A 13,307-nucleotide genomic window follows, 5' to 3' on the forward strand; every position below is an offset into this window, starting at 1 on the left:
CACCAAAGCCTCCCTGAATCCATCTGACGCCGGGCGGCAGAGCGCCGGCAGCGGGCTTGTTTGCCGCCCGCTTCGGCGCATCATAGATTATAATAGCATAATGTCTACTGGCTCCAGGCAAAGCCGCATGAAGAGCTAGATTCTCGTCATGCGCACCGTGGCATCCGGGCGCTGGAACAGTTCCGGACGCAGGCTGAGACCGAGCCCGGGCCCATCGAGCGGCGCGACATGGCCGTCCTTGACCGGCGGAATGTCGGCGACGATTTCGGTGTACCAGCCGGTGAAATAGGCGCGCACCGCTTCCTGGTAGTTGATGTTCGGCAAGGTGGCCGACAGCGCGCAGCTGGCGGCATAGACGATCGGCCCGGTGCAATCGTGCAAGGTGACAGGCAGTTCACTGGCCTCGGCCATGTTGGCGATCTTGCGTGCTTCGGAGAGCCCGCCGCACCAGGCGAGGTCGATCATGATGACGCTGGCCGCGCGCTTGTCGATCACCTGCCTGAACATCTGCCGCGAGGCCAGCCGCTCGCTGGCGGCGATCGGGATGGAGGTGTGACGGGCCAGCTCGGCCATGGCGTCGAGCTCATTGTAGCGGATCGGTTCCTCCAGCCAGGCGACGTCATACGCTTTCAGCGCCTCCGCGATGCGCAGCACGGGCGGCAAGGTCCACAGCCCGTGCAGCTCGACCATGATTTCCATGTCGCGGCCGACAGCGTCGCGGATCTTCTGGAACGGCTCCAGCGCCTTGTCGAGATCGGGGAGCGAAATGCGGGTGCCGTTCGATACCTCCGCGGCGATGTCGAACGGCCATATCTTCATCGCGCCAATGCCTTCGGATTTCAGGCTCCTGGCGAGATCGCCGGCATTGTAGCGCCAGGCGAGCAGGTCTTCGTACGGGCCCTCGTTCGAATCGCCCGCCTTCAGAGACCAGTCCTCGCCGCGCTCGAACAGAGCGTTCTTCCTGGTGGCGCGGACATGTTTGTAGCCGGCGCAAGTGTTGTAGATCGGCACGGTCTTGTGGGTGCGGCCGCCAAGCAGCCGCCAGACCGGTTCGCCGAGCGCTTGGCCATAGATATCCCAGAGCGCGATGTTGACGGCGGAATTGCCGCGCACCTCGGCGCCGGAATCCCGCGCGCCGACATAGACGCTGCCAAGCATGCGGTCATGCAGCTCGATGTCGCGCGGATCCTTGCCCAGGAGATAGGCGGCGACATTGTCGTGGATGTAGGCCGCGACCGGCCCCGGCGCCCAGAAGGTCTCGCCGGTGCCGATGAGACCGGCATCGGTGTGGACGCGCAGCCAGAACAGGAATGGAAACTCGGCCAGCTGCAGCGTTTCGAGCGCGACGATTTTCATCTTTGTCTCCCCCTTCCAACGGACCGAGCGGCTGACAGGACAGTAGCATATCCTCGTTGACAGCCATTTATGGTACCGGTATCAGATGCGTCAAGATGGTCACCGGGGAGGGTGCTCGCTTGCCTGCCGAAAATCAGAACACGACGTCCAGCAGAGCCCTGGTCACCGGTGCCGCGGGCGGCCTCGGCCGCGAGGTGGCGATCCAGTTGGCTCGGCGCGGCTGTGTCGTTGGGGTTACCGACATCAATGGCGAAGGGCTTGCCGAGACCTCCAGGCTGATCGGCGAGGCCGGCGCGGACGCCGAAAGCATCGTCAGCGATTTCACCGGGGAAGGCGCGCCGGAAGCAGCGGTCGAAAAAGTGGTCGCGCGCTGGGGCGGCATCGATATCCTCGTCAACAATGCCGGCTACGGCGTGATCGAACCGTTTCTCGACGCCACCTACAGGGCCTGGACGCGTACGCTGGCGCTCAACGTCACGGCACTCGCCATGGCGTGCAAGGCGGCGGGCCGGGTGATGCGCGAGCAGCGTTCAGGACGCATCATCAACATCACCTCGCCGGGTTCGCGCATGGCGCTGCCCGACTACACCGCCTACACGGCAAGCAAGGCCGGCGTCGATTCCGTCACGCGGGCCGCCGCGGTTGCGCTCGCGCCCTACGGCGTGCTGGTCAACAGCCTGGCGCCCGGCATGATGGACACCGAGATGCAGCGCTCGACCGAAATCGACCTCGCTCGCGCCAATGGCCGTAACGACCTGGAGGCCTTTCTCGACGAACGCACGCGCCGCATCCCGCTTGGCCGCCGCGCCGAGATTTCCGAGGTCGCCGAGGCCGTCGTCTGGCTCTGCCTCGATTCGCCCAGATACATGACCGCCGAGCGGCTCAACATGTCGGGCGGGCTCGACAAGGACTGATCACATGCTGCGAAACTCCCCTCCCAGCAGCGCCGACATCGGCGCGCTCGAACGCAAGGCGATACGGCTGCGCCAGCACATGCTGACCATGGCGCGCGGCCAGGGCCAGGGCTATATCGGCCAGGGCCTCGGCATCGCCGATATGCTGGCCGCGCTGTATTTCCACGAACTGCGCTACGATCCGCACAATCCGGCATGGCCCGATCGCGACCGCTTCCTGCTCTCGACCGGGCATTATTCCATCGCCCTGTGGGCCGCACTGGCCGAGGCCGGCATCATTCCCGTCGACGAATTGATCACCTATGGCGCCGACAACAGCCGGCTGGAGATGTCGACGCTCGACACCACGCCCGGTGTCGAAGTGATCGGCGGCTCGCTCGGCCATGGCCTGGGACAAGGCGTCGGCCAGGCGCTGGGCCTGCGCGTGGGCCGCTCCGACGCACGCGTCTTCGTCGAGCTTTCCGACGGCGAGATGCAGGAAGGCTCGACCTGGGAAGCGGCGATGTCGGCCAGCCATTTCAGGCTCGAGGGGCTGGTGGCGCTGGTCGACTGCAACGGTATCCAGGCCGATGGCCCGGTGGTGCTCGACATGGAGCCGGTGGCCGACAAATGGCGCGCCTTCGGCTGGCAGACATCGGAGATCGACGGCAACGACATGAGGATGATAGTCGATGCGCTGGCGGATGCGAGGAACCGCAACGGCAAGCCGAAGGCGATCGTGCTGCGCACGCTTCCGGGCAAGGGCGTGCCGCGCATCGAAACCTCCGAGAAATCGCACTTCTTCCGCATCGACGTGGCGCAATGGGACGGCATCATCGCCGAGTTCGAAAAGACCGTGGAGGCAGCCCAATGAGCGGCGCGGCAATGGAGGCCGGGCGTACGCTGGCCATGGGCCAGGACGAAGCGGTTGGCGGCGGGCGGCGGAGCGTGGAGGCGCCTTTCGGCAAGGCTTTGGCGCGGCTTGGCCAGAGCCGTCCAGACATTGTCGGACTGACCGCCGATCTCGGCAAATACACCGATATCTTGCCGTTCCGCGACGCCTTCCCGGACCGCTTCTTCAATGTCGGCATGGCCGAGCAGAACCTGGTCGCGGTGGCCGCCGGGCTGGCGCGCACGGGCAAGGTGCCGTTCGCCACCACCTATGGCGTGTTCGCGACGCGGCGCGCGTATGATTTCGTCGCCATCGCGCTCGCCCACTCCAACCTCGACGTCAAGATCGTCGCCGGCCTGCCGGGACTGACCACCGGCTATGGCGGCACGCATCAGGCGATCGAGGACCTGGCCTTGATGCGCATGATCCCCGGCCTGACCATCATCGACCCTTGCGACGCGACCGAGATCGAAGCAGCCACCGAAGCGCTCGCGGAGCATAGGGGTCCGTGTTACATGCGGCTGTTGCGTGGCAGCGTGCCGGTAGTGTTCGAGCCCGGCTACATCTTCGAGATCGGCAAGGCGCGCCGCCTTCGCCAAGGTTCCGATGTCGGCATCATCTCGACCGGCTTCATGACCGAGCGGGCGCTGGATGCGGCGGATGCGTTGGGCAAACAAGGCATCTCGGCCGGCGTGCTGCATATGCCGACGATAAAGCCGTTCGACGCCGGGGCGGTGGCCGAATTTGCCGCTGGCTTCAACCATATCGTCACGGCGGAAAACCATGTCGTGGTCGGCGGGCTGGCGAGCCTTGTGGTGGAGACCTTGTTCGAGGCCGGCATTGCTAGGAGAGTGACGCGCATCGGCCTGCCCGACCGCTATATCGAATGCGGCGCGGTGCCGACCTTGCAGGCGAAATACGGGCTGACGACCGACGCCATCGTCGCAACAATTGCCGCGTTGAACTAGGACTGCCGCATGAAGATCACCGACATCGAGACCTTTGCCGTCGGCGCCGGCTGGAAGAACTGGCTCTTCGTCAAGGTGCACACGGACAAGGGCATCCATGGCATCGGCGAAGGCACGCTGAACGGCTTCATCAAGACCACCGAAGCCGGTGTGCACGAACTCAAGCACCTCGCCATCGGCCAGGATCCGCGCCGCATCAACGCGCTGGCCAAGCGCATGCTGGATAGCGTCTCGCTAGACGGCGGCCATATCCACCGCACGGTGATCGCGGCGGTCGAGGTCGCCTGCTGGGACATTCTGGGCAAGAGCCTCGGCGTGCCGATCCACCAGTTGCTCGGCGGCCAGGTGCGCGACAGCGTGCTCGGCTACGCCAATGGCTGGTACCGCACCGAGCGTACGCCGGAGGCCTTTCTGGAAGCCGCCAAGGCGGTGCTGGCCAAGGGCTTCAAGGCGTTCAAGCTCGACCCGTTCGGCACCGCGCAGGGCTTTATCTCGCGCGAGGAACTGGACCTCTCTTACGCCATTTGCCGAACGCTGCGTGATCGCCTGCCCAAGGACACGGGAATTCTGATCGACGTGCATGCACGCTTCACCGAGATCGCGGCACTGCAGGCGGCGCGGAAGTTCGCTGACCTGGACATCTACTGGTGGGAGGAGCCGACCTCGCGCGACCGGCAGGAGACCGTGCACGAAGTGGCGCATCGCTCGCCGATCCCGGTTGCGACCGGCGAGATGTACGACACGGTCGGGCAGTTCTACACGCTGGCCGCTGGCGGTGGTGTCAACATCTTCCAGCCCGAACCAATGTCGCTCGGCGGCATTGCGCCATCGATGCAGGTGGCCAATCTGGCTTTCGCGCATGGCAGCCACATCGCGCCGCACCAGAGCGGCGGACCGGTGGCGACGGCGGTGTGCCTGCAACTGGCGGCGGCGGTGCCGAATTTCCTCATCCAGGAGCATTTCGACGCCTTCAACGACCCGTGGACGCGCGAGCTGGTGACCTGGCATCCGACGGTCAATCCGGACAACGGCCACCTGTCGCTGCCGGACGCGCCGGGGCTCGGCATCGATCTCGACATCGAGGCGATCAAGGATCACCCCTACGATCCCAACGCCTATCTCAACGTCCATGCCGAAGGCTGGGAAAAGCGCCTCGGGCGGCGCGAGCAACCCGCAAGGAAATCCTGATCACGCGCTTTCGCGGTCGACGATCTCGAAGCCGAGGCTGATGATGGTCGGCACCTTGGTGTCGCCGCCGAGCCTCGCCAGCAATTGCCGCACCGCGCGGCGGCCCATCTCGTAGCGGTTGACCTTCACCGTGGTCAGGGGCGGATAAAGCTGCGCGGCCAGATCCATGTCGCCATAGCCGGCGATCGCGATCCTGCCGGGCACCGCCCAGCGGCGGCGGTGGCATTCCTGGACGGCGCCGACAGCCAGCGTGTCGCTGGAAAAGAAGATGGCATCGATATCCCTGTGCCTGGAGGTCAGCGTCACCAATGCCTCGGCACCGCCCTGCGCGGTGATCGGCACTTCGACCTCCATGTCGGCATGGTTCTTGAAACCAAGTTCGGTGAGTGCGGCATGATAGCCGGTGCGGCGCTGCTGCAAACGATCATTGCCATGGATCGGCGTCGAGACGAAGCCGATGCGCTTGTAGCCCTTGGCCGCCAGATGCATGGTCATGGCATAGGCGGTCTCGAAATTGGAGACTCCGACCACCATGTCTATCGGCTTGCGGCCCTTGATCTCGGATATTTCGACCACCGGTGCGCCGCTGCTCTTCAGAAGCGCGCGTGCCGCCTCGCTTTGCACGAAGCTCTGCAGGATCATGCCGACCGGTCGCCAGCCGAGCAGATTGCGGATCGATTTTTCCTCCGCTTCCTGCGTGAATTCACCCTGCACCAGAAGCATCGAATAGCCGCTCTCGTGGCATTCGTCGGACATGCCTTGCACCTGTTCGGCGATACCCGAATTGATCAGCGGCGGCACCACCGTGCCGATCATGCGGCCATTGCCGCGCATGCTTGAGGCCAGCCGGTTGGGCACGAAGCCGGCCTGCTCGATCGCTTCGAGCACTCTGATGCGTGTCTCCGGCGACACCATGTCGGGATTGGACAGCGCGCGCGACACCGTCATCGGCGCGACGCCGACACGCTTGGCGATCTCGCGGACGCCAAGGCGTTGCGGTTTTCTTCCGCCCGGGCCGTCCCCTGGCCTATCGGTCATCTCGAATGGCTCCAAAGCAGGCGGAATCCGCCAAGGGGATCACGCAGTAACCGCTCATTCTTAGCGGTTGCGGCGAATGCTTTCCAGCGATCGGCCCGGCTACGCAACGTCAGGAAATTTCGCGTTGACAAGTTATAATATTATAATCTTAATAATGACGAGGAGTGCGCCGACATCGGCGCTGGCGAATGGGCCGGCAGCAAGAGCCGGCAACAGGCGCCGTCAGGGAGGTCAGGATGAACAGCGCGGCCGAGGTGAACTCGCCGCCCCGGGACGCGCAATCGTTCCGGCGGCGATTGATCGGCTTCATTGCTGTCGGCGAAGTCGGCGTGTTGGCGGCCATGGCGCTACTGATCGCCTTCTTCTGGCTGCTCGAACCGGCCTTCCTGTCGGAGCGCAACATCCGCGCCATTCTCAACGTCGTGTCCTTTGTCGGCATCATCGCCATCGGCCAGACCATCCTGCTGGTCGCCGGCGAGTTCGACCTGTCGGTCGGCTCGGTTGCCGGCCTGTCCGCCGTGGTCGCCGGCAAGCTGATGACGGCGGCGGCCTTGCCGGTGACAGCAGCCATTCTCGGCGGCATCGGCGTCGGCGCCCTGATTGGTCTCCTCAATGGGCTGATCGTCGTCAGGCTGGGCATTCCTGCCTTCATCCAGACACTCGGCATGCTGTTCATCGGCCAGGGGCTGATCCAGGTGGTGACGGGTGGTTACCCCGTGTATCCGCTGCCGGATGCGATCAATGATATTGGCGGCACCGATCTCGTCTTCGGTCTCGGTTGGAGCTTTGCCTTCTTCATCATCGCCGCCATCATTGCCGACTTCGTGCTGCGGCGAACCGTGCTCGGGCGCAACATGTATGCCACCGGCGGCAACAAGGAGGTGGCGCACCTCGTCGGCATCAACACCAATGCCTACAAGATCGGCGCCTTCATCACCGTCGGCGCGCTGTCGGCGATCGCCGGCATGTTCGTCATGGCCGACCTCGGCAGCGGCGGCACCTCGATCGGCAGCGGCTGGGAACTGACTGTCATCGCCGGTGTCGTGGTCGGCGGCGTCAGCCTGTTCGGCGGCGCCGGCACGGTGGCTGGCGGCGTTGTCGGCATCCTTTTGCTGAAAATCGTGCAGAGCGGCCTCGTCGTCATCGGCGTCAACTCCAACTGGCAGCAGATCGCGGTCGGCGTGATCATGGTGATGGCCGTCGGCCTCGACATCGTGCGCCGCCGCTATTTCATCGCCGGCGCCTGAAAAGCCAGCCAGAGACAGCGATATTGCGCCGGCAAAAGGCCGGCGAACCAAGGGAGGTAAAGCATGAAAATTCATTTGACGAAGCGGCTGGTCCGCGCCGCGTTTTCGGCGGCGGTGATTGCCACATCGCTGGGCTCGGCCAGTCTTGCCAAAGCAGCCGACGTCCATCTGCTCTGGGTGCAGGCGATGAAAGACCACCCCGTGCACCGGCTGATGCAGGCCGGCTTCCTCAATAAATGCAAGGAGCTCGGCTACACCTGCGAGGTCGTCGGCGACCCGAGTGCAACCAACTGGGACATTCCGGCGACGCTGCCGCTGGCCGAAGCCGCCCTTGCCCGCACCAAATATGATGCCATCGGCGTCTATGGCGTCGATCCGGCGATCTTTTCCTACATCACCAAGCTGGCCAAGGAAGGCTTTCCGATCGTCACCTGGCATGTCCTGCCGCCGGAAGGCACCGTCAAAGGCTTGAAGGCAGCGACGGGCGAAAACATCGCCGAGGTCGGCGCCAATGCGGCCATCGCCATCGGCGACAAGCTGGGCGGCAAGGGCACCGTGGCGCTAACGCAAGGCGCTTCCAACGACACCGAGAACGCCATGTCGGATGCCTTCCGCAAGACCATCGCGGCGAAGTACCCCAACATCAAGGTGCTCGACACACAGATGGAGGGCTTCGAGCCATCGGCGGCGGAAGCCAAGGCGGTGGCGATCCTGCAGGGCAATCCTGACGTGACCGCAGCCTTCGGCACCACGGGCAACTCGATCCAGACCTGGTCTGGCGCGGCCCGCAAGGCCGGACGCGATGTCGTCATCATCGGCATGGACTACATCAGGCAGAACCTTGATCTGGTGAAGTCGGGCGCCGCCTACGGCATCGTCGCGCAACCGCTCTATGAAGAGAGCGCCAAGGTGGCCGAACTGCTGGGCGATCTCGCCCAGGGCAAGACCGTGCCCTACAGCAATCCGTTGCCGGCCAAGGTGATCACAGCAGCCGATCTCGCCCCGTACTACAAGATGCTGGACGGCGCCGGACAGTAACGACCGCACTGCCGGGTCCGCATCTCGCGGATCCGGCTCCTTTCCAAGGGATCATCGTGTCCGACATCAATCAAAAGCCCCTGTTTTCAGCCACTGCAATCGCCAAGAATTTTGGCGGCGTGCAGGCGCTGCGCGGTGTCGACTTCGATGTGATCCCGGGCGAGATCCACGCTCTGCTTGGCCAGAACGGCGCCGGCAAGTCGACGCTGGTCAAGATCCTCAACGGCGTGCATCCGGCCGGCTCCTACAGCGGCACGATCCAACTCGACGGCCGGCCCGTCAATTTCACCTCGCCCGCCGGTGCGCGCTCGAGCGGCGTCGGCTATGTGCCGCAGGAAATCGAGGTGCTGGAACAGCTTTCGGTGGCCGAGAATGTCTTTGCCGGCCGCACAGGGCTCGGCGCCGGCATGCTGGTGCATCAGCGGAAACTCGAGCAGCGCGCCGGCGAGATCTTCGCCGACCTCGGCATCGACATCAATCCCAGGGCCTATGTCGCGTCACTGACCTCGGCACAGCGCCATCTTGTTATGATCGCGCGTGCCATCGTCATGAAGCCGCGCGTGCTGATGCTGGACGAGCCAACCGCCTCGCTTTCCGGAACCGAAGTCGATGCCCTGTTCAGCGTGCTGCGCCGCCTGAAGGCGCAAGGCGTGGCCATGATCTACATCACGCACCGCCTGCCCGAAGTGCTCGCCATCTGCGACCGCGCCACCGTGCTGCGTGACGGCAAGGTGGCGGTGCGGATCGCGCGCGAGGATTTTGATGCCGAGACCTTCATCTTCTCCATGTCCGGCCAAAGGCTGCAGCGGCTGTTTCCGGAGCACGCCGCACCTGTTGATGCGCCGACCGCGTTGGAGGTTCGCCATCTCACGGTCGCTGGCCACAGCGGCGCTGTTCATGGCGCAAGGGACATCAGCCTCTCCGTGACCGCTGGCGAGATTGTCGGGCTGGCGGGTTTGCTTGGTTCCGGCCGCAGCGAGATCCTGCACGGCATCTATGGTCGCGTCGCTGCCGAAGGCGAAATCCGTGTCATGGGCCAGCCTGTAGCGGTCAGATCGCCAGCCGAGGCCCGCGCGGCCGGCATCGCTTTGCTGACCGAGGACCGCAAGCGCGACGGCCTGCTGTTCAACCTGCCGGTCGGGGCCAACATCACCATCGGCAATCTGGCGCCCTTGTCGCGGCACGGCATGGTGCGCGGGCGGCTGGAGCGCAACTCGATCCTCGCCGCCATGCGTGCGCTCAACGTCAAGGCATCGTCACCGCGGGCGGCGGTCACCCATTTGTCGGGCGGCAACCAGCAGAAACTGCTGTTTGCCCGCGTGCTGATGCGGGCACCGAAAGTGCTTCTGCTCGACGAGCCGACCAAGGGCGTCGACGCGGCGACCCGCCACGAAATCTACCGGCTTGTCGTCGAACTGGCCGAGAAAGGCGTGGGCTTGCTGATCGTCGCATCGGAACTCGAGGAACTGATCGGCCTTTGCGACCGTTGCCTCGTCGTCGCCGACGGCCGCATCGTCGACGAATTCAACCGCGGCGAAGGCGGCGAGGATCGCGTGCTGCGCTCGGTGACATCAGCGCAAGCGGAACGCCACGCAATGGCTGGGCGGGTTTCGTCATGATGTTCGCCGGCAAACGTATTTTTATCACGGGAGCCGCGACAGGCATCGGCCGGGCGACAGCGGAATACCTTGTCGCGGAGGGCGCCAAGGTCTTCGGCGCCGGGCTGGATGGCGAAGAAGGAAGGGCGTTGGCCAACCGTCACACGGAAAGCCAGTTGATCTTCCGCGAAAGTGACCTCACCCGCGAAGCGGACGTCCAGGCAGCCGTGGCCGCAGCGGTCGAGCGTTTCAGTGGGCTCGACGCAGTCGTCAACTGTGCCGGTATCTATCCGACCGGCAAGCGGCTTGAAGAGGTTTCCGACGAGGACTGGGACAGGACCGTCGCCGTCAATCTGACGGCCATCTTCCGCGTCTGCCGGGCGACCTTGCCGCTGCTGCGTGCGGCCGGCGGCGGCTCGATCGTCAACATCGCCTCCGTGCACGCCGACGCCACGGTTCCCGGCGTGCCCGCCTACGCCGCGACCAAGGCAGCGGTTGTCGGCCTGTCGCGACAGATGGCGCTCGACTATGCCGTCGACCGCATCCGCGTCAACGCAGTGCTGGTCGGCTCGGTCGCCACCCGGATGACGCTGGACGGGCTGGAAGCGGCCGGCGGCGCCGAGGCGCTCGGCCTGTCGTTCGAGCCCAACCGGGTCGCGCGCATCGCCAACCCCTCGGAAATCGCCACGGCAATCGGCTTCCTGATCTCGGATGCCGCATCCTTCGTCACCGGCAGCGCCATGCAAGTCGATGGCGGGCTCCTGGCCCGGCTGCTTTAGGTCTCAAGCGCGAAGGGCGTGAACGAAACCGTGCCAGCAGCACTTTCACCTGCGGCGAGCACGATCACGCCCTCTCCCGGATCATCCCATCGGCCCCTGTTGAAGGCGCCCGAGGCGTTGGTCTGCGGTTCGACGCAGAAATACGGCTTTGAGGGGTCGGCATAGAGCATCAGATGCTTGAAGACAGGGTCGGCAGTGATCCGCAATCCCGCGCCGCGTGCCGGAAAGCGGATCGTCGCTTCGCCGTCCCAGCCGCCATAGTCATTGTTGCGCCAGCCGCCCGGCAAGGGCCGGCCCCCAGCAAAGTCGAGTTCGGGCGGCAAGGTGATGGAATCGCCCGACACGCCATCGGGCTCTTCGAGGTAGAAGCGCCTAGCCTTGAACTGCACCGTCACGTCGGGGTCGCGATCAAACCAGGGATGCAGGCCAAAACCGAACGGCAAGGCAGCCGGGCCGGTGTTGGCCAGCGTCATCGTCACCGACAGCCTTTCGTCGGAAACCACGAAGGTTTGCGTCGCGTGATAGGAATAGGGTTCGTCTCCGCAAGCAATATCCAATGACAGCGTTGCGCTGGTCACTCCCATTTCGGTGACCGTCCAGGCATGTTGCCAGCCGCTGCCATGGACGTTGAATTTTTCGGGCGGATTGTTGGGCTGGACCCGCCAGCGCCGTGCCGCGAACTCGAAGGCGTTTCCGGCGATGCGGTTGGCAAAGGGCGTCATCGGAAACATGGCGACGCCAAGCACATTGCCGGCGTCAAGATCCGCATCCGAAAGCCGGCGCATGAGGTCGATGCCCCGCCAGCGCAGCGAACTGACGGAGCCGCCGATCCGCGGCACCAACGCGACTTGGAGAGCTCCCGATCCGATGCTCAGCAATTCAGAAATTACGCCCATAGCCCGCCGTCCACCCACCGTCGACGCCCAGCATCTGGCCCGTCGTGTAGGTGTTGAGCGGATCGCAGAAGAACAACACCGCCGCGACCGCTTCCTCGATGCGGCCGGCGCGGCCGACCGGTGTGTGGCTAAGCATCGCCTTGTCGCCCGAAACCATGGTTTCACCCTCGACCGCGCCGAAGCCGACGGCATTGACCAGCACCTTCGGCCCGAACTCCATGGCCAGCGTACGCATGCCGGCCAGGATCGAGGCATTCTCCATGGAGAAGCGCGGATGGCGACGCATCGGCATGCCGGCGGTGGCCGAGATCAGGAAGACAATGCGCCCGCGGCCGCGCTCGGTCATGGCCACGGCGGCCTTGCGGGCATCGGCATACAAGGTGGGGGAATCTTCGGCCGTCGTTCCCGGACGCAACGGGCAGGATACAAGCAAGATGTCGGGGGGCAGCATGCCAGCGGGCCGTGCCCGCACCCCCTCGACAATGCGGCCGCCATTGGCACGCAAGGCGGCAAGTGCCGCTTCGACAAGCGGATTGCCTGGGCCTTCCAGCGCTATCGTCGCGCCGACGAGATCGATTTCCATCGCGTCACTCACATCATGTATCCCGCCGTCCAGCCGCCATCGACGGCCAGGACCTGGCCGTTGACGTAGCTGGCGGCGGGCGAGGCCAGGAACAGCACCGCCTCGGCGATCTCTTGCGGTTCAGCCGGGCGGCCGAGCGGGACATGGGCGAGGAACTCCTGCGTGCGGCCGGCGAACTTGCCGTCGTCGCCGTAAAACAGCTTGGCCGTCAGCGCCGTCATCACCGACCCCGGGGCGACGGCGTTGGTCAGGATGCCCCTGGCGCCAAGTTCGATCGCCATCGAACGTGTCAGATGGACGATGCCGGCCTTGGCGGCGACGAACGGGCTCTGCAGGCGCATGGCGGCAAGCCCGACAACCGAGGCGATATTGACGATACGCCCGCCGTTGCCGGCGGCGAGCATGGGTCCGAGCGCCGCCCGGCTCATGATATAGAGGCCGTCAAGGTCGATGCCGGTGATGCGGTCCCATTCCTCGGGCGGGAATTCGTCCAGGGTGACGCGGTGCGCCAGCGTGTTGACGCCGGCATTGTTGATGAGGATGTCGAGGCGGCCGTAGCGCTGCATGATCGCGGCGATCGCACTGTCGACCGAGGCGGCATCACGGATGTCGGTGGCGCAGGCCATGGCGTTGCTCAGACCGGCCGCGACCTGGCTCGCGCCCTCGCCGTTGATGTCGGCGACGACGACGGCAGCACCATTGTCGGACAGGCGTTCGGCGATGGAACTGCCGATAGCGCCCGCGGCCCCGGTGACCAACGCTACCTTGCCTCGCAAATCGCAGCGCATGTCCCGTCCACCCCCCGAGCAATATCGGGTTATGCTATTATAA

13 protein-coding genes are annotated in these 13,307 nt (G+C 64.9%); 8 read left to right on the plus strand and 5 right to left on the minus strand.

What is annotated here, in order from left to right; genetic code table 11:
- Positions 1–135: 135 nt before the first annotated feature.
- Positions 136–1,356, minus strand: a complete 1,221-nt coding sequence (locus EB231_RS02550) for a mandelate racemase/muconate lactonizing enzyme family protein (protein ID WP_172347454.1) — start codon at positions 1,354–1,356, stop codon at positions 136–138.
- Between the two features lie 119 nt (positions 1,357–1,475).
- On the opposite strand from EB231_RS02550, the gene EB231_RS02555 reads away from it, so the two are divergent.
- The 4 genes from EB231_RS02555 to EB231_RS02570 are packed head-to-tail and all read left to right on the plus strand — an operon-like array spanning position 1,476 to position 5,297.
- Complete coding sequence (locus EB231_RS02555) at positions 1,476–2,270, plus strand: SDR family NAD(P)-dependent oxidoreductase (RefSeq protein WP_172347455.1); 795 nt, start codon at positions 1,476–1,478, stop codon at positions 2,268–2,270.
- A gap of 4 nt (positions 2,271–2,274) precedes the next feature.
- Positions 2,275–3,123: a transketolase gene (locus tag EB231_RS02560; RefSeq protein ID WP_172347456.1), complete on the plus strand. Its 849-nt coding sequence runs from the start codon at positions 2,275–2,277 to the stop codon at positions 3,121–3,123.
- Complete coding sequence (locus tag EB231_RS02565; RefSeq protein WP_172347457.1) at positions 3,120–4,109, plus strand: transketolase family protein; 990 nt, start codon at positions 3,120–3,122, stop codon at positions 4,107–4,109. The genes EB231_RS02560 and EB231_RS02565 overlap by 4 nt, the downstream gene beginning before the upstream one ends.
- A 9-nt stretch (positions 4,110–4,118) precedes the next feature.
- Positions 4,119–5,297 (plus strand): mandelate racemase/muconate lactonizing enzyme family protein, encoded by a 1,179-nt coding sequence (locus EB231_RS02570; protein ID WP_172347458.1) that lies wholly within the window; start codon positions 4,119–4,121, stop codon positions 5,295–5,297.
- Here EB231_RS02570 and EB231_RS02575 read toward each other — a convergent pair whose 3' ends face one another.
- Positions 5,298–6,335, minus strand: coding sequence for a LacI family DNA-binding transcriptional regulator (locus EB231_RS02575; protein WP_172347459.1), 1,038 nt, complete (start codon positions 6,333–6,335; stop codon positions 5,298–5,300).
- Between the two features lie 236 nt (positions 6,336–6,571).
- On the opposite strand from EB231_RS02575, the gene EB231_RS02580 reads away from it, so the two are divergent.
- The 4 genes from EB231_RS02580 (at position 6,572) to EB231_RS02595 (ending at position 10,997) form a co-directional block, all read left to right on the plus strand.
- Entirely contained in the window at positions 6,572–7,582 is a 1,011-nt protein-coding gene (locus tag EB231_RS02580) for an ABC transporter permease (RefSeq protein ID WP_172347460.1), read from the plus strand.
- A gap of 63 nt (positions 7,583–7,645) precedes the next feature.
- Positions 7,646–8,620: a sugar ABC transporter substrate-binding protein gene (locus EB231_RS02585; RefSeq protein ID WP_172347461.1), complete on the plus strand. Its 975-nt coding sequence runs from the start codon at positions 7,646–7,648 to the stop codon at positions 8,618–8,620.
- A gap of 56 nt (positions 8,621–8,676) precedes the next feature.
- Positions 8,677–10,239, plus strand: a complete 1,563-nt coding sequence (locus tag EB231_RS02590; protein ID WP_172347462.1) for a sugar ABC transporter ATP-binding protein — start codon at positions 8,677–8,679, stop codon at positions 10,237–10,239.
- Positions 10,236–10,997 (plus strand): SDR family NAD(P)-dependent oxidoreductase, encoded by a 762-nt coding sequence (locus EB231_RS02595; protein ID WP_172347463.1) that lies wholly within the window; start codon positions 10,236–10,238, stop codon positions 10,995–10,997. Before EB231_RS02590 ends, EB231_RS02595 begins: the two co-directional genes overlap by 4 nt.
- On the opposite strand, the gene EB231_RS02600 is transcribed toward EB231_RS02595, so the two are convergent.
- Genes EB231_RS02600 through EB231_RS02610 form a run of 3 tightly spaced genes read right to left on the minus strand, consistent with a single transcriptional unit; the run spans position 10,994 to position 13,264 of the window.
- Positions 10,994–11,893: an aldose 1-epimerase gene (locus EB231_RS02600; protein WP_172347464.1), complete on the minus strand. Its 900-nt coding sequence runs from the start codon at positions 11,891–11,893 to the stop codon at positions 10,994–10,996. The genes EB231_RS02595 and EB231_RS02600 overlap by 4 nt on opposite strands.
- Positions 11,877–12,488, minus strand: a complete 612-nt coding sequence (locus tag EB231_RS02605; protein WP_246740863.1) for an SDR family oxidoreductase — start codon at positions 12,486–12,488, stop codon at positions 11,877–11,879. The genes EB231_RS02600 and EB231_RS02605 overlap by 17 nt, the downstream gene beginning before the upstream one ends.
- On the minus strand, positions 12,485–13,264 hold the full coding sequence (locus tag EB231_RS02610) for an SDR family NAD(P)-dependent oxidoreductase (RefSeq protein ID WP_172347465.1): 780 nt from the start codon (positions 13,262–13,264) through the stop codon (positions 12,485–12,487). Before EB231_RS02610 ends, EB231_RS02605 begins: the two co-directional genes overlap by 4 nt.
- Positions 13,265–13,307: the final 43 nt, after the last annotated feature.

Source organism: Mesorhizobium sp. NZP2298 (genome assembly GCF_013170825.1).
Taxonomy (GTDB): domain Bacteria; phylum Pseudomonadota; class Alphaproteobacteria; order Rhizobiales; family Rhizobiaceae; genus Mesorhizobium.

Coding starts and splice junctions, on each gene's coding strand:
- EB231_RS02550 (WP_172347454.1), bottom strand. CDS start 1,356: ATGAAAATCGTCGCGCTCGAAACGCTGCAGCTGGCCGAGTTTCCATTC.
- EB231_RS02560 (WP_172347456.1), top strand. CDS start 2,275: ATGCTGCGAAACTCCCCTCCCAGCAGCGCCGACATCGGCGCGCTCGAA.
- EB231_RS02565 (WP_172347457.1), top strand. CDS start 3,120: ATGAGCGGCGCGGCAATGGAGGCCGGGCGTACGCTGGCCATGGGCCAG.
- EB231_RS02570 (WP_172347458.1), top strand. CDS start 4,119: ATGAAGATCACCGACATCGAGACCTTTGCCGTCGGCGCCGGCTGGAAG.
- EB231_RS02575 (WP_172347459.1), bottom strand. CDS start 6,335: ATGACCGATAGGCCAGGGGACGGCCCGGGCGGAAGAAAACCGCAACGC.
- EB231_RS02580 (WP_172347460.1), top strand. CDS start 6,572: ATGAACAGCGCGGCCGAGGTGAACTCGCCGCCCCGGGACGCGCAATCG.
- EB231_RS02585 (WP_172347461.1), top strand. CDS start 7,646: ATGAAAATTCATTTGACGAAGCGGCTGGTCCGCGCCGCGTTTTCGGCG.
- EB231_RS02595 (WP_172347463.1), top strand. CDS start 10,236: ATGATGTTCGCCGGCAAACGTATTTTTATCACGGGAGCCGCGACAGGC.
- EB231_RS02600 (WP_172347464.1), bottom strand. CDS start 11,893: ATGGGCGTAATTTCTGAATTGCTGAGCATCGGATCGGGAGCTCTCCAA.
- EB231_RS02610 (WP_172347465.1), bottom strand. CDS start 13,264: ATGCGCTGCGATTTGCGAGGCAAGGTAGCGTTGGTCACCGGGGCCGCG.